This is a genomic window from Amphritea sp., assembly GCF_050300915.1.
GTDB lineage: Bacteria > Pseudomonadota > Gammaproteobacteria > Pseudomonadales > Balneatricaceae > Amphritea.
In genome coordinates this window covers 102,051-118,672 of the sequence record NZ_JBNKYN010000003.1, presented here as the reverse complement: position 1 = coordinate 118,672, position 16,622 = coordinate 102,051, and the positions used below count along the sequence as shown (strand labels likewise).

15 protein-coding genes are annotated in these 16,622 nt (G+C 49.3%); 7 read left to right on the top strand and 8 right to left on the bottom strand.

Going from position 1 to position 16,622, the window contains the following annotated elements; genetic code table 11:
- Positions 1–607 precede the first annotated feature (607 nt).
- The 4 genes from ACQY8X_RS01560 to thrH form a co-directional block, all read right to left on the bottom strand.
- Positions 608–1,015 (bottom strand): hypothetical protein, encoded by a 408-nt coding sequence (locus tag ACQY8X_RS01560; RefSeq protein ID WP_428033379.1) that lies wholly within the window; start codon positions 1,013–1,015, stop codon positions 608–610.
- Positions 1,016–1,580: 565 nt separating this feature from the next.
- Positions 1,581–1,901, bottom strand: a complete 321-nt coding sequence (locus tag ACQY8X_RS01555; protein ID WP_428033378.1) for a hypothetical protein — start codon at positions 1,899–1,901, stop codon at positions 1,581–1,583.
- A gap of 517 nt (positions 1,902–2,418) precedes the next feature.
- A complete protein-coding gene (gene rho, locus ACQY8X_RS01550) occupies positions 2,419–3,375 on the bottom strand; it encodes a transcription termination factor Rho (RefSeq protein WP_428033377.1) in 957 nt (318 codons plus the stop codon).
- A 162-nt stretch (positions 3,376–3,537) separates the two neighbouring features.
- Complete coding sequence (thrH, locus tag ACQY8X_RS01545; protein ID WP_091358485.1) at positions 3,538–4,155, bottom strand: bifunctional phosphoserine phosphatase/homoserine phosphotransferase ThrH; 618 nt, start codon at positions 4,153–4,155, stop codon at positions 3,538–3,540.
- A 235-nt stretch (positions 4,156–4,390) separates the two neighbouring features.
- Between thrH and cowN the strand changes: the two genes are divergently transcribed.
- A complete protein-coding gene (gene cowN / locus ACQY8X_RS01540) occupies positions 4,391–4,678 on the top strand; it encodes a N(2)-fixation sustaining protein CowN (RefSeq protein ID WP_428033376.1) in 288 nt (95 codons plus the stop codon).
- Positions 4,679–4,694: 16 nt separating this feature from the next.
- Here cowN and ACQY8X_RS01535 read toward each other — a convergent pair whose 3' ends face one another.
- Together ACQY8X_RS01535 and paaY are read right to left on the bottom strand one after the other, a co-directional pair.
- Positions 4,695–5,000 (bottom strand): hypothetical protein, encoded by a 306-nt coding sequence (locus ACQY8X_RS01535; RefSeq protein ID WP_428033375.1) that lies wholly within the window; start codon positions 4,998–5,000, stop codon positions 4,695–4,697.
- 192 nt (positions 5,001–5,192) lie between these two features.
- Complete coding sequence (gene paaY, locus ACQY8X_RS01530) at positions 5,193–5,798, bottom strand: phenylacetic acid degradation protein PaaY (protein WP_428033374.1); 606 nt, start codon at positions 5,796–5,798, stop codon at positions 5,193–5,195.
- A 204-nt stretch (positions 5,799–6,002) separates the two neighbouring features.
- Between paaY and ACQY8X_RS01525 the strand changes: the two genes are divergently transcribed.
- Both ACQY8X_RS01525 and ACQY8X_RS01520 read left to right on the top strand, forming a co-directional pair.
- Positions 6,003–7,208 carry a Bcr/CflA family multidrug efflux MFS transporter gene (locus tag ACQY8X_RS01525; RefSeq protein ID WP_428033373.1) on the top strand — a complete coding sequence of 402 codons (1,206 nt, stop codon included), beginning with the start codon at positions 6,003–6,005 and terminating at the stop codon, positions 7,206–7,208.
- Between the two features lie 186 nt (positions 7,209–7,394).
- Positions 7,395–7,940 carry a hydrolase gene (locus ACQY8X_RS01520; protein ID WP_428033372.1) on the top strand — a complete coding sequence of 182 codons (546 nt, stop codon included), beginning with the start codon at positions 7,395–7,397 and terminating at the stop codon, positions 7,938–7,940.
- Positions 7,941–7,998: 58 nt separating this feature from the next.
- Here ACQY8X_RS01520 and ACQY8X_RS01515 read toward each other — a convergent pair whose 3' ends face one another.
- The gene (locus ACQY8X_RS01515) at positions 7,999–8,913 is read right to left on the bottom strand and encodes a LysR substrate-binding domain-containing protein (protein ID WP_428033371.1); all 915 of its coding nucleotides are present in this window, start codon (positions 8,911–8,913) and stop codon (positions 7,999–8,001) included.
- A gap of 255 nt (positions 8,914–9,168) precedes the next feature.
- Between ACQY8X_RS01515 and ACQY8X_RS01510 the strand changes: the two genes are divergently transcribed.
- Together ACQY8X_RS01510 and ACQY8X_RS01505 are read left to right on the top strand one after the other, a co-directional pair.
- On the top strand, positions 9,169–9,870 hold the full coding sequence (locus ACQY8X_RS01510) for a CoA transferase subunit A (protein WP_428033370.1): 702 nt from the start codon (positions 9,169–9,171) through the stop codon (positions 9,868–9,870).
- Positions 9,871–9,945: 75 nt separating this feature from the next.
- Positions 9,946–10,605: a CoA transferase subunit B gene (locus ACQY8X_RS01505; RefSeq protein WP_428033369.1), complete on the top strand. Its 660-nt coding sequence runs from the start codon at positions 9,946–9,948 to the stop codon at positions 10,603–10,605.
- Positions 10,606–10,769: 164 nt separating this feature from the next.
- Here ACQY8X_RS01505 and dsbD read toward each other — a convergent pair whose 3' ends face one another.
- Positions 10,770–12,665: a protein-disulfide reductase DsbD gene (gene dsbD, locus ACQY8X_RS01500; protein ID WP_428033368.1), complete on the bottom strand. Its 1,896-nt coding sequence runs from the start codon at positions 12,663–12,665 to the stop codon at positions 10,770–10,772.
- 274 nt (positions 12,666–12,939) lie between these two features.
- On the opposite strand from dsbD, the gene ACQY8X_RS01495 reads away from it, so the two are divergent.
- Together ACQY8X_RS01495 and ACQY8X_RS01490 are read left to right on the top strand one after the other, a co-directional pair.
- A complete protein-coding gene (locus tag ACQY8X_RS01495; RefSeq protein WP_428033367.1) occupies positions 12,940–14,007 on the top strand; it encodes a 3-deoxy-7-phosphoheptulonate synthase in 1,068 nt (355 codons plus the stop codon).
- Between the two features lie 283 nt (positions 14,008–14,290).
- Positions 14,291–16,519 carry an NADP-dependent isocitrate dehydrogenase gene (locus tag ACQY8X_RS01490; RefSeq protein WP_428033366.1) on the top strand — a complete coding sequence of 743 codons (2,229 nt, stop codon included), beginning with the start codon at positions 14,291–14,293 and terminating at the stop codon, positions 16,517–16,519.
- The last annotated feature ends 103 nt before the right edge of the window (positions 16,520–16,622 follow it).

Genomic DNA, 16,622 nt, shown 5'->3' with positions numbered 1-16,622 from the left:
AGATCCAATATAAGGTGTAATAATCAAACCCTCTGCCTCATTACAAAAAAACTTGAAGCCTACATCGACTCCTATTTCAGCCCTTGAAATCGAAGAAATAAATATTAAAAATATAGCAAGAAATCTCATTTATACTCCTTAGAAACTAACAGTAAAATATACAACAAGGAATTCGGGGAAATACGACAAACTGTCGTATATCACTCTTAAATATATTTTTAAAAAACAAATCTAACTTGCTTATTTTAAAAGAATAAAGTGGATAAATATTATTTTTAAATGAGGAAAAGTACGACAGAGAGCTATCTTTTTTCAGACTGTCTTTGAAATAATCATTTATATGATTCATTAATACTCTGACTCCCTGAGTTATCTTGTCCTTAGTCTTTGACTGATCAATATTACATAGAAAACGGCAGGATAAAAACGCTCTTCATTTTTTTCTAACCAGTTGCACAGTGATGTTCTGGCAGGTGAAGAAGTCACATCTGGCCACTGCTTTTACGTCTAACCACCGGTCACTGCGTTTAATAATGCTTCATTGGTCGGATAGGTCTCAAGCAACTCAATCCAAGTATTTAATGTCAGTGTAAAGTCAGCCGACGCTTTACCGCTCAGCTGCACTGGTTTTTTTAGCGCTGATACGGATGTTTAATTTCAGATAATAATAGGCACAACAAAAAAGCGTAAATACGAAGAACCAATAACCAACCCCGATGGATATACGCGCAGCAATTAAAGCGTCCTCCGCAGAAAACGGAATCATCAGACCGTCCTGACCGGACGCAGACACAATGGCTGCCGCCATCGTAAGAGCCCAGCAACCAAAAGAAAGTAATACTAAAACGCTAATAATGAGAAGCCACTTTAAGTCAAAACGTTCAATGGCGGTGCTTCGTTTCTCCCAGAGTTTACCAATACCCGCCGCGTACACCGTCAGAAACCCTGTAAGAACAGGAATCATCACTTTAACAGCGTCAAACAATAATTTTGTGGTTTCAATATTCTGACTCATGAATTGCCCTTAATAGCTTACGTCGCGTTAAGCGGTACAAAACGGTTGCTGATAATATCTGGCGTAGCGTAACCTGAGCCTCTATTTTAGTTCAGTATAAATGCTTTTATGACATCCGGTCTCACTATTAAATAAAGGCTCATCCTCAACTTAATACCTTCACCCAAAGGCTATCTGGTCGTACTATGACCTAACGAGCAGGATATACCCCACGCAGGCAAGAGTGAACGAGGCTGACACTTAACCCAGATGCAGGGCTTAGCAGTCACATAACCGCTAGCCCCGCCTATGTCACTCCTCCTATCCGGTTCTTGCTCAGCGCGCCGGGATTTTACCCTGAACATCCTCCAGCCAGTTCCTCACGGAACTAACCCTGCCCTCTGGTGACCTTCGGCTCTGCGAATACCTGGCACCAATGCTTACACCTTGCAAGTTAAGTGCTATGCCTGGCACACGTTGAAGCTGTGCGGCGCAAACGAAGCACAGCGTAGTTTGCGTCCGAACGAGCGTCTTGTTATGCACCGCGGTCTATCACCGATTGGTTTAAAGGATTTATTTGGCCTCTTTATTGTATCAAATATTGGCCACTACACTTGGTACTGTTCTCTGGGCAGGGGCCGCCCGTAGTAATACCACCAGTGCCATCTAAATTTTCTTTTTCTTCCCTTATCATATCAGCATGGGACCTTCCTTGCGTCCCCGTGGATTCCACTGTTGTAGAGCTCGTTGGCGTGGTTCTTTCGATTACATGGCCATCAGAATTTGATGTTATTGTTGTGTGGCCACCATCTTTTGTTACAAACGTTGTACTTTGGTCAGCGAGTGAACCGCAACTGATACCGGCCAAGGTAATGGCAATTAAATGTTTAAGTAATTTGATGTTCATTTTAAGACACCTCTAACAGTTATAAGGTTAAAATTCCTATATGGGGCAGGCCATATTTTCTTAAACCTACGAAGTTTTCTTACCAAGACTGTGTTTTATCCTCGATTTTTTATATTCTTAAGAATAAGATTAAAACACATCCTTTTTCTCTAGGTGCCTAACAGCAAAATATACTACAAGGAGTTCGGGGAAATACGAAAAACTGTCCCAGATGACTCTTAAATATATTTTTAAATAACAACTCTAACCTGCTTATTTAAAAAGAATTAATCAGAGAAATATTCTTTTTGCATGAGGAAAGGTACGACAGAGAGCTATCTATCGTCAGACTGTCTTTGAAATAATCATTTCTATGATTCATTAATACTCTGACTCCCTGAGTTATCTCTTCCTTATCGTTGTTTAAGCAATATTACATAGAAAACGGCAGGATAAAAGCGCTCTTCATTTTTTCTAACCAGTTGCGCAGCGATGTTCTGGCAGGTGGAGAAGTCACATCTGACCACGGCTATTACGTCTAACCACTGGTCACAGCGTTTAAAAGTGCTTCATTGGTCGGATAGGTCTCAAGCAACTCAATCAGCTTCCTGGCGCCCTCTTCCGGTTTGAGATTGACAAGACTGCGTCGCAATGCCCGTATCGCCTGGAGATCTTTCGGATTCAGCAGCAGTTCTTCACGGCGGGTACTGCTATTGGCAATATCCAGCGCCGGGAATATGCGCCGGTTCGCTGCCTCGCGGGATAATACGACTTCCATGTTGCCGGTGCCTTTGAACTCCTCAAAGATCACCTGGTCCATACGGCTGCCTGTATCCACCAAAACTGTCGCCAGAATGGTCAGCGAGCCGCCATTTTCAATTTTTCTGGCTGAGCCAAACAGTTTTCGGGGTATCTCCAGAGCCCGGGCGTCGACACCGCCTGACAGGGTTTTTCCGCTACTTTTACGTTCCGCATTGTGCACCCGGGAGAGCCGTGTCAGTGAGTCGATCACAATCATCACATCATGACCTTCTCCCGCTTCCCTGCAGGCTCTATCAAGCAGTTGATCCGCCACCCGCACATGATGGGCATAGCTTTCATCCGAGGATGAAGCATGAACCTCTGCTGGTACGCTACGCTTAAAATCGGTCACCTCTTCGGGCCGCTCATCGATAAGCAGTGCATACAGCCTGATTCCGGGATAAGCCTGCCCCACTGACTGGCAGATATGCTTTAACAGCGTCGACTTTCCCGAGCCAGGAGGTGCAACAATCAGCCCCCGCTGCCCCAGGCCGACAGGCGTAATAAGATCCATCGCCCGCATAGAGAGTTGCTGTGAACCTGATTCAAGACGAATACCGGGAGATGGGTGAACGGCGACACCATTTAAAAAACGCTTTAGCGGGTTATCATCAGTCTGCCCTCCGCTATCCTCATCGACCGGCTTGGCAGCTACGCTTTTTTTAACCTTCAGGCTCAGGGTTTTTCGTGTCATGGTATCGCTATATCGCTCTGGGAAATTGAGTGAATGCTGATCAGGTTAATGCTGCATCTATACGGTTCATGCAGGGTAGCCTATATAAGCGGCCGGGTCTCGTTAAGACAAAAAAAGAGCGCCGAAGCGCTCTTAATCTTGCCGGTCGCGCAGCGACTGCGGTTAAAGAGACAGGTCGCGGTTGCTCGCCTTGATAAACTCTTTTTTCAGCTCTTCAAACGTATGTACTGCGGGGAACTGCGGAAACTCATCGATAACATTCTGTGGTGAATGGAACAGAATACCGGATTCAGCCTGCGTCAGCATGGTGGTGTCGTTGTATGAATCTCCGGCAGCAATTACCCGGTAGTTAAGCAGCTGGAATGCGCGGACAGACTGACGCTTAGGGTCTTTCTGCCGCAGGGTGTAATCGGTGATACGACCGTTCTGATCCACTTCCAGCTTATGGCACAGCAGCGTAGGATAACCCAGTTGCTTCATTAGCGGTGCAGCAAACTCATAGAAGGTATCGGACAGAATCACCACCTGAAACCGCTCACGCAGCCAGTCGATAAATTCACGGGCACCTTCCAATGGCGAAAGACGATCAATAGTTGCCTGAATCTGCGGCAGGGTCAGACCATGCTCATCGAGAATCCGCAGACGCTGTTTCATCAGCACATCATAATCGGGAATATCGCGGGTGGTCGCTTTCAGCTCTTCAATTCCGGTTTCTTCAGCAAAGGCGATCCAGATCTCCGGGATCAGTACACCTTCCAGGTCAAGACATGCGAGTTCCACAAGCGACTCCTGTGTTTTTAGTTATTTAGCAATAAGCGCTACCAAATCATGTGCGGCCGATTCTACCGGATTGACGCACTGCTCAACAAGTAGGAAGAGGCAACGAGACAAATTTTTAGACCGATCAGTAACGGCGTTGATATAACGCAACTAATCCTGTTATTGAGCTTAATTTCGCTAGAGAGATGAAACACTCTCCCCCTAGAATGTCCGCTTAGTCTATTCGGGAGATACCATGATGGGTCAGGCAGACAATACGGACCGCTATGTCAGCTTCTGTGGCATTGAGTGTGATAGCTGGGCGGATGAACTCTATAACAAACTACAGACGATTCTGAATTCTGATGCTAATGAACAATGGCAGCGCTATTTCTCAATGAAACTTGAAGAACAGGCCCGCATGAAGCATGACAACCTGTTCTTTGTTGGCGCGCAGATGAACAACCTCTACAGCTTATTTGAAGAGCTGGATGATCAGGATGCGTTGCAACTGTTGTGGAAGCTGGAACAGGAGTGCTGTTGAGCAGTTTCCCCGCAGCTTAGGATACAGTAATCGATACCTCGCTCAGAGCTGTCCCTACGGCGAACAGGATCAACTGGCTCACCAACACCAGCAGGATAATATCCGGCCAGATATCCGCATCACTGAACTGTTTTAACAGATAAAACAGCACAATAATTGATAACAGCCAGCCAAATGAGGGGATCAGCGACACCAGTGATGCCACACCTGCTGCGATAACCGTATGTGAAAAATTCAGATGGACCGCCGTTACCTTACTGGCGATCCATAAAATAGCACCGGTGATAACAGCATCCAGCACAACAAGCAGTATCATATCCATATGAATAATATCTATCTCAACTAAAGATTATCAGGCGCTATCGTCTGTCAAACCATATCAATAACGTCCTGCAGATGCAGATAACACCGGAAGCGCCTCGCCTTTGAACTCAGACTGATGCTATAAACCTGTCGGTTAACGCACCATACCTATGATAAAGACCCGGCATGTCATCTCAAAGCGTTGCGACGATCAGTTCTCCGCTTTAAATTTGGGCACTACCCCTTCAATCCCAACGTCCAGCCGTGGGCGATCAGCTTCCACTTCGGTCAGCGCTTCGACTTCCTGCATGGTGTTCATGCTGCGGATCGCCAGATCCTGATACTGCCGGGTTCCGGCGGATTTCCAGTCGATCTCTTTATCGGTCAGCTCTTTGATCACCCGTGCCGGAGAGCCCGCCACCAGCGTCCGGGGTGCGACCTCCATCTTCGCCTTAACAAATGACATTGCTGCGACAATAGATGACTCACCAATAATGGCCCCATCCATAATCACCGAGTTCATTCCCACCAGGGCATTCTTGCCAATAACACAGCCATGAAGCACCGCCCCATGACCAATATGACCGTCCTCTTCCACTACCGTATCAGTGCCGGGAAAACCATGCATAACGCAGGTGTCCTGCAAGTTGGCCCCTTTTTTCAGCTCCAGGCGACCAAAATCCCCCCGCAAACAGGCGGCCGGGCCGACATAGCAGCCAGGGCCAACAATCACATCACCGATCAGTACCGCGGTGGGGTGAACATAAGCGGTTGGATCAACAACCGGGGTAATACCATCAATTGAGTAGACTTTCATAGCTGTTTTCCATATTTCTGATAACAGCTTTACCGACAGTAAAGCATTCAGACGCTACTTTAGCGGATTTCAATATACAGGAATACCCCAATATTTATTTCCGGACAATATAGTTAACTTGTTAAATAAATTAATAGTGGCAGAATACGCACCACCACTGTCTACAATGCCCTATTCTCTGAAACAGTAGCGATTATACTTCCAATGCTTAAACCCCAGTCTACAGCGGTCATTATCACCCTTGCGTCAGTCGTTGCACTTGGCCCCTTATCAACCGATATGTATCTGCCAAGTCTGCCCGATCTGACCCGGGTATTCGATACATCGGTGGACCGGGTGCAGGTGACACTGTCGGTATTTCTGTTTGGCTTTGCCTTTGCACAACTCGTCTATGGCCCACTGGCTGATCGTTATGGCCGTAAACCAGTGATGATCGGCGGTCTGATACTGTTTTTCATTGCGTCAGTGGGTTGTGCCCTTGCAACCACCATAGAGGAACTGATTCTGTTCCGCTTTCTTCAGGCACTGGGCGCCTGCGGTGGCCCGGTACTGGGGCGGACGATGGTCCGCGATATCCATGGGCCGGTCAATGCGGCAAAGGTACTCTCGATAATGGGCAGCATCATGGCACTTGCTCCGGCGGTTGCACCGGTTCTTGGCGGTTACATGGTTGCCTGGTTTAGCTGGAGTTCAACGTTTATCTTTCTCAGCGTCTATGCCATCTTAGTGACATTTCTGATTGCCTTTAAAGTACCTGAGTCACTGGCGCCGGAGAACCGCGGCTCGCTTAAACCATTAACCATACTCAACAACTTTGCCACGCTGCTAAAGCATCGCCAGTATCTGGGTTATTCCCTGTGTTGCAGTTTCATGTTTTCAGGGCTGTTTGCATTTCTTTCGGGTGCACCTTTTGTTGTGATTGACTACTTCAACATCGCGGCTGAACACAGCGGTATTTTCTATGCACTTGCCTCATTCGGATTTTTAACCGGCACCATCATCGCTCAGCGAATTGGCTCCAGGGTGGGTATCAACGGCGTATTAAAACGGGGAACAATGATTGCGGTTATCGCAGGTGTGGCGATGCTTATACCCGCCTTGCTAGGCGTTCATCATCTCTGGATTACCACTGTAACCCAGATCATCTATATGATCGCAGTCGGCATGGTAATGCCACAGGCAATGGCGGGTGCACTCGCACCTTTCGCAAAGATTGCCGGTACCGGCTCCTCCCTGCTTGGCTTTATTCAGTCAATCAGTGCTGCAACGGCGGGGATGCTGGTTGGTCACTACCACAGCGGCACCCCTACCACGATGGCGGTCACGATTGCCGCGATGGCGATGTGCGCAATGCTGGCTTTCATTTTTCTTGTAAAGCCCACCCCCGTCACGACACAACCGCAGGCCTGAATTTCAATCCCCACGACCGTAGCCAAAATTTTAATAAGGGTATATCCTTACTCACTTTATTATCTGGCAGGCCAGAGATTCTCGCCTGCTATGTTGCTGTCAACACAACACGGTCTCAGCTCTTATTGATAAGCTCAGATTGATAAGCACTCATATAATAAGCGCCGTTTTTTGCTGGAGAATTTTATGCTGATCTACCCAAACTCATCCTGCCTTCTGGTTGTCGACATTCAGGAAAAGCTGGTGCCAGCAGTACATGAAAGTGAAGCCCTTGTAACCAATGTCCGCTGGCTGGCTGAGGTAGCCAAACTGGCCGGGGTTCCGGTTCTCACCTCTGAACAATACCCGAAAGGACTTGGCCGAACCGTCCCCGAACTGCTGGATGTGCTACCCGAAGAGGGGTTTATGGAAAAGCTGCATTTCTCCTGTATGGCTGATCCCGATTGCAACGCCAAGATTAACAGTATTCGACCCAATCAGGTGATCATTGTCGGGATGGAAGCGCATGTTTGTGTTATGCAAACGGCGATTCAGATTAAACAGCAGGCCCGCGAAGTGTATGTGGTAGCCGATGCGGTGTCTTCACGTAATCCGGCAGATAAACAGGCAGCGCTGGAACGGATGCGCCACTGCGGTATCCATATCGTTACCAAAGAGATGGTCGGCTTTGAATGGATTCAGCAGTCCGGCACCGCTGAGTTTAAAGAGTTCAGCACCAGATTTCTGCGCTAACAACTGAGTAACTTTTGCCGGATGACAAGGGAGCCTGAGGCTCCCTTTCTCTTGCGCGTTATAGTTTTATCCTCTCGCTTAGATCATTGGCAGAGCCGAGAATAATATCCACCAGACTACGGGCAGCCGTCGACAGTGGATAGCGTTTACGCATCACCACACCAACAGGCCGTTGCATCACCGGGGTATCCAGTTCACGGCAGACCGCCCCCAGTTCCCGCATCTGCTGAATACACAGGGAGGGCACCGCACTCACCCCCAAACCAGTTGCCACCATCCGGCCGATAGTCGCCAGTTGATGGGTTTCGAATTCAGGTAACACCTGCATCCCCAGCTGACGCAGTTTAGCTTCAATCAGCAGGCGGATACTGGAGGGCCGTTGCAAGGTAATAAAGTCATTTTTAAGCAGCGCCTGCCAGGGGATATTGCAACTTTTCGCGAGTGGGTGATCCGGATGAACCACCGCCACAAACCGGTCGTCAAACAGCGGAGTAAAGGTCAGGTCTTCAGAGCGGCCCGGATCAAAGGTGATACCCACTTCCACCTGGCCATTGCGCACCATATCCACCACATCCTCGGCGATGACATCATTCACGGTAATACTGACATTGGGATAGAGTGTGCGGTACTGGCTGATAATGCCCGGCAGCAGGCTGCTGGCAAACGATGGCATCGCCGCCAGTACCACCCGTCCCCGGTTAAGAGCAAAGCGCTGATTCAGATCATCCAGTGCGGATTCACAGTCATGCAGAATCTTCTGTGCCACCGGATAAAACTCCTCTCCTTCCGGCGTCAGGGCGATGGCACGGGTGGTGCGACTAAACAGCGCACCACCGACCTCCTCTTCCAGATTTTTAATCGCAATACTCAGCGCAGGCTGTGACAGATGCACCTGAACGCAGGCCTCAGTAAAACTCTGAGTACGGGCAACCGCAACAAAGGCTCTTAGCTGTTTCAGGGTGATATTCTTCATGCTTCTTTCATCCAGGCGCTCATATATAAATGCATTACATCCCACTGACGGAGCATTAAGCTTACAGACTAAATTTATAAACTATATTTATAAATAGTTAAAATCATTAAATTTGCTAAATAATACCACCTATATGAGACTTAACCTATTCGCTAAACAGGTATCCGGTGTTCCGGGAACGGAACTGTCCCAGCCGGATATCTACCTCATTTAGTTGAACTCAATAACAAGAACCGAAAATGCGGAGTTGCACACATGTCGGGTTTCAATAAAGTTGTAAACAGCTACGAAGAAGCGATGGCAGGCCTGGAAGATGGTATGACCGTCATCGCAGGCGGCTTTGGCCTCTGTGGTATCCCGGAGAATCTGATCGCTCAGATTAAGAAAATGGGTACCAAAGAACTCACCTTTGTATCAAATAACTGTGGCGTTGATGACTTCGGTCTTGGCATTCTGCTGGTCGATCGCCAGATCAAAAAGATGATCTCCTCCTATGTCGGTGAAAACGCCCTGTTTGAAAAACAGCTGCTGGCAGGCGAACTTGAAGTTGAACTGACACCTCAGGGCACCCTGGCCGAAAAAATGCGTGCAGGCGGTGCTGGCATCCCGGCGTTCTACACCGCTACCGGTTATGGTACCCCGGTCGGCGAAGGCAAAGAGGTGCGGGAATTTAATGGCCGCAAGTACATTATGGAAGAGTCCATTACCGGCGATTTTGCCATCGTAAAAGGCTGGAAAGCCGACACCTACGGCAATGTGATCTACCGCGATACGGCACAGAACTTTAACCCGATGGCGGCAACCGCAGGCAAAATCACCGTGGTTGAAGTGGAAGAGATTGTGCAACCGGGTGAGCTGAAACCCACCGAGATCCACACACCAGGTATCTACGTTAATCGGGTAATTAAGGGCAGCTTCGAAAAACGTATTGAGCAGCGCACTGTGCGCCAGGGCTGATACGACACTCCGGTAATTTATTGAATTTCTGATAGCCCTTTCGCTACAACGCTGTCAGAAAGAAGAGGAAAGACAATGGCACTCTCACGTGAACAGATAGCACAACGCATTGCGCGCGAACTGGAAGATGGTTTTTACGTTAACCTGGGTATCGGCATTCCGACCCTGGTCGCAAACTATATTCCCGATGGCATCGAAGTGATGCTGCAATCCGAAAATGGTCTGCTGGGCATGGGCCCATTCCCCACTGAAGATGAAATTGATGCGGATATGATTAACGCCGGTAAACAGACCGTCACTGCGGCCACCGGCGCATCGATATTCTCCTCTGCTGAATCCTTCGCCATGATCCGTGGCGGACATGTCGACCTGACCGTGCTCGGCGCATTCGAAGTGGATGTTAATGGCAATATCGCTTCCTGGATGATCCCCGGAAAGCTGATTAAAGGGATGGGTGGTGCAATGGATCTGGTGGCAGGTGCTGACAATATTATCGTCACCATGACCCATGCCTCCAAACATGGCGAATCCAAACTGCTGACCAACTGCACCCTGCCCCTCACCGGCGCGGGTTGTATCAAGAAAGTTCTCACTGATCTGGCATTTCTGGAAATTAAGGATGGCGCTTTCCACCTGAAAGAGCGTGCCCCCGGTGTCTCGGTGGAAGAGATTATCGAGAAGACCGAAGGCAAGCTGGTTGTACCTGACCACGTGCCAGAGATGACCTTCGCTTAAAAGCAGTAGCCAGATGCGGCTGCGCCGCTTGCTAGAGGTTAGAAAAAGCGTGTAGGCGGGTGATTACTGATCGTTTGTAACAATCACTGGTCGATTTATAAAGGCTGATACCTGATGTATCAGCCTTTTTTATTTAGCGGTTGAAAGGGCCTTGAAGCGGGTTTTTACAATCCTGCTATATGCCTGACAAAAACGTCGGGCTCGATAACCCCGATCAGCGTCATATTCGGATGATACTGCCCAGCACGGTCGTAGAAGATCAGTGCCGGTGGGCCAATAACGCTGTACAGAGTGCTTAACTCTTTTGCCGCATCATCATTCGCGGTGACATCGACTTTAATACGTTGGAAGCCACTCAGCCCCTGCTGTACTGAACTATCGGCAAAGGTGACATAGTCGAGTTCGACACAGGAGATACACCAGTCGGCGTAGAAATCCAGCATAACAGGCTGTTGCTTCTCTTTAGCATCGCTAAGCAGGTTATCCAGCTGCTGTTTGTTGGTTACTGTGACAAAGCTCATCGCTGCAGCGCTCTGAGCCTGAACACCGGTGACCGCAACCCCCTTCAGCGGTTGCAGTAAGCTTTTGCCGCCCGTCAGTCCGCCGATAAAGAGGATAGCGCCGTAAAGCAGCAATACCACGCCGATCCCTTTCCAGAAATAGCTCCAGCCCGCGGCATTATCCTTTAACCGATCCAGGGCTTTCATATGTACCGCTGCCACCAGCAGAATCACTGCATACAGTAGCAAGGCGATATTGTCGGCAATCACCCGGTCCAGCATCCACACGGCCAGCAGAAGTAACATGACACCGAAACCCGCTTTGACACTTTCCATCCAGGCACCCGCTTTGGGCAGCAGTTTACCCGCAGAAGCGCCCACAACCAGCAGCGGCACCCCCATGCCTAAACTCAGGCTGAACAGTGCAGCACCGCCTAAAAGAGGGTCGCCACTCTGGCCGATATAGATCAGCGCTCCCGCCAGCGGGGCCGCCATACAAGGGCCAACGATCAAAGCCGATAACAGCCCCATCACGACGACCCCCATAATAGAGCCGCCTTTCTGGCTATTACTTATATTGTTCAGCCGACTCTGCCAGCTGGAAGGTAGTTGGAGATCGTAAAAACCGAACATCGACAGCGAGAGCAGTACAAAGATCAGACTGAAAAAGCTGATAATCCAGACATTCTGAAACGCTGCCTGGAGGTTTTCACCAAACAAACCAGCGATGACTCCCGCCACCGTGTAGGTCAGGGAAACCGACAGCACATAGATAAGCGATAAAAAGAAACCATGACGGGCCGTGGTTTTATGCCCATGCCCGGCAATAATACTGGAGAGGATCGGAATCATCGGGAACACACAGGGTGTCAGCGCCAACGCCAGACCGGCAACGAAAAACGCCCCGAGAGTAAGCAGCAGGCTGCTACCGGAGATCAGTGCAGCAAAGCGGTCCTGTTCGCTCTGCATGACTGCCGGTGCTGGCATCGTCCTGGCGGGTGCTGCGCCCGACTGCCCGGCCGCAGACTGAGCATTAGTTGCCACCACCGCCGAGTCTTCAGCTTGCCCCTGATTCACCGGTAACTGCTTCAGATTGATGGTTTTACTAACCGGCGGATAACAGATTCCCCCTTCCCAGCAACCCTGATAGTTCACAGTGACAACACTGTCTACCGGCTGCCCGGTGGTGCTGGTGAGATCCAGATTAATCACGGCCTGATTGTGATAAACCCACACCTTGCCAAACAGAGGATCATCTTTTTGCTGAGCATCGGAGTATCGGCGATCCAGCTCTTCCAGCTCTGAACCATAGGTCAGTTCAATCTTATCGCGATAGAGATAGTAACCATCAGCAATGGTCCAGATTAGTTTAACCGCACCATCGACATCCTGTTCATAATCAAAGACAAATGCCTGCTCAACCTGCAAGGGGCCATCATTACTGGCAAACGGATTGGCATTATCAAACAGTCCTGCCCTGACCGGCGTACTGAATTGCAAAAACAGTAACACCAGAATGGCTATGGCTGGCATGGTCAGGCGTTGAAACAGTAACGGCACGGTAACCCCTTTATGTATAAATGAGATCGAACCATTGATGGACAGCAAGCAGTCTGGGGAGTTCGATCCAGCCTGCTGATAAACAGGCAGAAAACTTAGCAAAATACGAAAAAAGTCACTGGCTTTGCGACAAGCCGGTTAATTTCAGCAATTGTATCACCGGATCCCCCCTATCAGCACTTAAACCTTCACCATTAATATGTTACAAAGTACCTCCTTTACGAACGCGCTAACGGGTGTACAGGGTAAAGGCTGTGCACTTTAGGAAATTGAGATGTCTGATAACCGAGTCGAAAACCTCAATATTGAGAGTAATACTGTTCTGGTCACACCTGACCAGCTGAAAACCAAACAACCCCTGTCAGAATCTGCAGCCGCCACGGTAATGGAAGGCCGCCAGGTGATTAAAAACATTCTTAAGGGTGAAGATAAACGACTGTTTATTGTGGTGGGCCCCTGCTCTATTCACGATACCAAAGCGGCGATCGAATATGGTCACAAGCTGAAACAGCTGGCTGAACAGGTTCAGGACACTCTCTATCTGGTTATGCGCGTATATTTTGAGAAGCCCCGCACCACAGTTGGCTGGAAAGGGCTGATCAACGATCCTCATATGGATGACTCTTTTCAGATTGAAGAGGGCCTGCATATCGGTCGTGAGTTGCTGATTCAACTGTCGGAAGCAGGTCTGCCACTGGCAACTGAAGCGCTCGACCCTATTTCACCCCAGTACCTTCAAGACCTGATCGCCTGGTCTGCCATCGGTGCCCGTACCACCGAATCCCAGACCCACCGTGAGATGTCCAGCGGTCTGTCCGGTGCAGTCGGCTTCAAAAACGGGACTGACGGTGGCCTGACCGTTGCTATCAATGCCCTTGAATCGGTTTCTCATCCCCACAGTTTTCTGGGCATAAATGAGCAGGGACAGGTTTCAATCGTACGAACAAAAGGCAACAAGTATGGCCATGTCGTGCTGCGCGGCGGTAATGGCAAGCCAAACTACGACTCTGTGCACGTTGCCCTGTGCGAGCAGGCTTTGGATAAAGCCGGACTGAAGAAAAACATTATGGTGGATTGCAGCCACGCAAACTCCAATAAAGACCCGGCTTTACAGCCACTGGTGATGGAAAACGTTACCAACCAGATTCTTGAAGGCAACAAGTCGATTGTCGGCCTGATGGTTGAGTCCAACCTGGGCTGGGGTAACCAGAAGATGACCGAAAACCCTGCTGACCTGCAATACGGTGTCTCTATCACCGATGCCTGTATCGACTGGGACACCACCGAAAAAGCCCTGTTGGATATGCACAGCAAACTGAAGCAGGTGTTACCTAACCGATAATCACACTGCGGAAAGAGAAAAAGGACCTTCGGGTCCTTTTTTGTTATTACGGGCAGCAAAAGACAGGAAAAAATGCTGCAGTGCGGTAATAAAACTACAGTAATACTATCTTTTAGTCGATATACCCCTATGGAATACCGCTGCCTACTTCAGTATTAGTAGTTTTTTAACGTATAATGCGCCCGCGGAATAATTAATTATAAGGCTTAAGCAAAGATGTTAAGGACAGTCACAAGCTGCCCGGTTAAGCCTCTGGCTACCAGCCAAATGACAAGGGGATAAAATGACTACAACGAATCAAACTATTTACTGGACCCTTACCGACGAAGCACCATCACTGGCTACCTGTTCTTTACTGCCAATCGTAAGGACTTTTACCAAGGCTGCTGGCATCGACGTTAAGATCAGCGATATCTCTCTAGCTGGACGTGTGCTGTCAGCATTCCCCGAAAAACTGACTGAAGAACAAAAGGCCGAAGATGGCCTGACGTTCCTGGGCGCCCTGACTCAGGACCCTCACGCAAACATCATCAAACTGCCTAATATCTCTGCGTCTATTCCTCAGCTAAAAGCCTGCATTGCTGAACTTCAGGCCCAGGGATGTGATATCCCTAACTATCCTGAAGCGCCGCAGACTGATGAAGAAAAAGAGGTTCAGGCACGCTACTCTAAAATTCTGGGCTCTGCTGTAAACCCTGTACTGCGTGAAGGTAACTCTGACCGCCGTGCTCCCGGTGCAGTTAAAGCCTATGCCCGCAAGTTCCCACACTCCATGGGTAAATGGAGCAAAGCTTCCCGCACCCACGCTGACTATATGCGCGACGGCGACTTTTTCTCCAGCGAGCAGTCAATCACCATGGAACAGGCCGGTACGGTTCGCCTGGAATTTGTTGATCAGGCTGGCAATGTAGAAGTGAAGAAAGAACTGCCTCTGGAACAGGGTGAGATTCTTGACAGCATGCGCATGAGCTGCAAAGCCCTGCGTGAGTTCTTTGAAGAAACCATGCAAGACGCTAAAGAAAGCGGCGTGATGTGGTCTCTGCACGTTAAAGCAACCATGATGAAGGTGTCTCACCCAATCGTATTTGGTCATGCTGTAACTGTGTTCTACAAAGAACTGTTTGATAAATATCAGGATCTGTTCGATGAGTTAGGTGTTAACCCTAACAACGGTATCGGCAGCGTCTACGACAAGATCTCTACCCTGCCCGCCTCTAAGCGCGAAGAGATTGAAACAGCGATCCATGAATGTCTGGAACACCGTCCAGAGATGGCGATGGTTGACTCTGTTAAAGGGATCACCAACCTGCACGTGCCTTCTGACGTCATCGTTGACGCCTCTATGCCTGCGATGATTCGTAACGGCGGTAAGATGTGGGGTCCTGACGGCAAGCCTAAAGACACTAAAGCGGTTATGCCGGAAAGCACCTATGCGCGTATCTATCAGGAGATGATTAACTTCTGTAAGACCAATGGCGCTTTCGATCCGACTACCATGGGCACCGTGCCTAACGTCGGTCTGATGGCTAAGAAAGCTGAAGAGTACGGTTCACACGACAAGACTTTCGAAATGATGGCCGACGGTATCATGCGGGTTGTTACCGCTGATGGCACCGTGCTGATGCAGCACGATGTTGAGAAAGGTGACATCTGGCGCGCCTGTCAAACCAAAGACGAACCTGTTCGTGACTGGGTTAAGCTGGCCGTTAACCGTGCCCGCCAATCCGGTATGCCGACGGTTTTCTGGCTGGACCACAAACGTGCCCACGACCGTGAACTGATTAAAAAGGTTAATACCTACCTGCAGGACTATGACATTGAAGGTCTTGAGATCTCTATCAAGACTTACAACCAGGCTATCCGTTACAGCATGGACCGTATGATCCGTGGCAACGACACCATCTCTGTCACCGGTAACGTTCTGCGTGACTACCTGACCGATCTGTTCCCAATTATGGAACTGGGAACGTCAGCTAAGATGCTCTCCATCGTGCCAATGCTGAAAGGCGGCGGTATGTATGAAACCGGTGCTGGCGGTTCTGCACCTAAACACGTACAGCAGGTTGAGGAAGAGAACCACCTGCGTTGGGACTCTCTGGGTGAGTTCCTGGCTCTGGCCGTCTCTCTGGAAGAGATGGGCATTAAAGAGGGCAACAAGCGTGCTGAGATTCTGGCTAAAACCCTGGATGCAGCAACCGGCACCCTGCTGGAGAACAACAAATCTCCTTCACGTAAAACCGGTGAGCTCGATAACCGTGGCAGCCACTTCTACCTGGGCATGTACTGGGCACAGGAAGTAGCAGCACAGACAGAAGATGCCGAACTGGCAGCAATGTTTGCACCACTGGCGAAAACACTGACAGACAGCGAAGCGCAGATTATTGCTGAGCTGAGTGCTGTTCAGGGCAGCCCTGCGGACCTGGGTGGTTACTACCATGCCAACCGTGAAACGGTTAAGAAAGTAATGCGTCCTAGCGCAACACTGAATGCAGCGCTGGCGGCTCTTTCCTAAGCACTGAATTCAGGGTTACAACACCCGCTAAAAAAACCGGATCAGCTAAACTGATCCGGTTTTTTTGTAGCCCCTTGATGTAACCGTCTGCTGGCAGTCGTAA

What these genes read in the sequence shown, in the direction of transcription:
- ACQY8X_RS01560 (WP_428033379.1), bottom strand. Translation starts at nt 1,015, where the DNA reads ATGAGTCAGAATATTGAAACCACAAAATTATTGTTTGACGCTGTTAAA.
- ACQY8X_RS01555 (WP_428033378.1), bottom strand. Translation starts at nt 1,901, where the DNA reads ATGAACATCAAATTACTTAAACATTTAATTGCCATTACCTTGGCCGGT.
- rho (WP_428033377.1), bottom strand. Translation starts at nt 3,375, where the DNA reads ATGACACGAAAAACCCTGAGCCTGAAGGTTAAAAAAAGCGTAGCTGCC.
- cowN (WP_428033376.1), top strand. Translation starts at nt 4,391, where the DNA reads ATGATGGGTCAGGCAGACAATACGGACCGCTATGTCAGCTTCTGTGGC.
- ACQY8X_RS01535 (WP_428033375.1), bottom strand. Translation starts at nt 5,000, where the DNA reads ATGGATATGATACTGCTTGTTGTGCTGGATGCTGTTATCACCGGTGCT.
- paaY (WP_428033374.1), bottom strand. Translation starts at nt 5,798, where the DNA reads ATGAAAGTCTACTCAATTGATGGTATTACCCCGGTTGTTGATCCAACC.
- ACQY8X_RS01525 (WP_428033373.1), top strand. Translation starts at nt 6,003, where the DNA reads ATGCTTAAACCCCAGTCTACAGCGGTCATTATCACCCTTGCGTCAGTC.
- ACQY8X_RS01520 (WP_428033372.1), top strand. Translation starts at nt 7,395, where the DNA reads ATGCTGATCTACCCAAACTCATCCTGCCTTCTGGTTGTCGACATTCAG.
- ACQY8X_RS01515 (WP_428033371.1), bottom strand. Translation starts at nt 8,913, where the DNA reads ATGAAGAATATCACCCTGAAACAGCTAAGAGCCTTTGTTGCGGTTGCC.
- ACQY8X_RS01510 (WP_428033370.1), top strand. Translation starts at nt 9,169, where the DNA reads ATGTCGGGTTTCAATAAAGTTGTAAACAGCTACGAAGAAGCGATGGCA.
- ACQY8X_RS01505 (WP_428033369.1), top strand. Translation starts at nt 9,946, where the DNA reads ATGGCACTCTCACGTGAACAGATAGCACAACGCATTGCGCGCGAACTG.
- ACQY8X_RS01495 (WP_428033367.1), top strand. Translation starts at nt 12,940, where the DNA reads ATGTCTGATAACCGAGTCGAAAACCTCAATATTGAGAGTAATACTGTT.
- ACQY8X_RS01490 (WP_428033366.1), top strand. Translation starts at nt 14,291, where the DNA reads ATGACTACAACGAATCAAACTATTTACTGGACCCTTACCGACGAAGCA.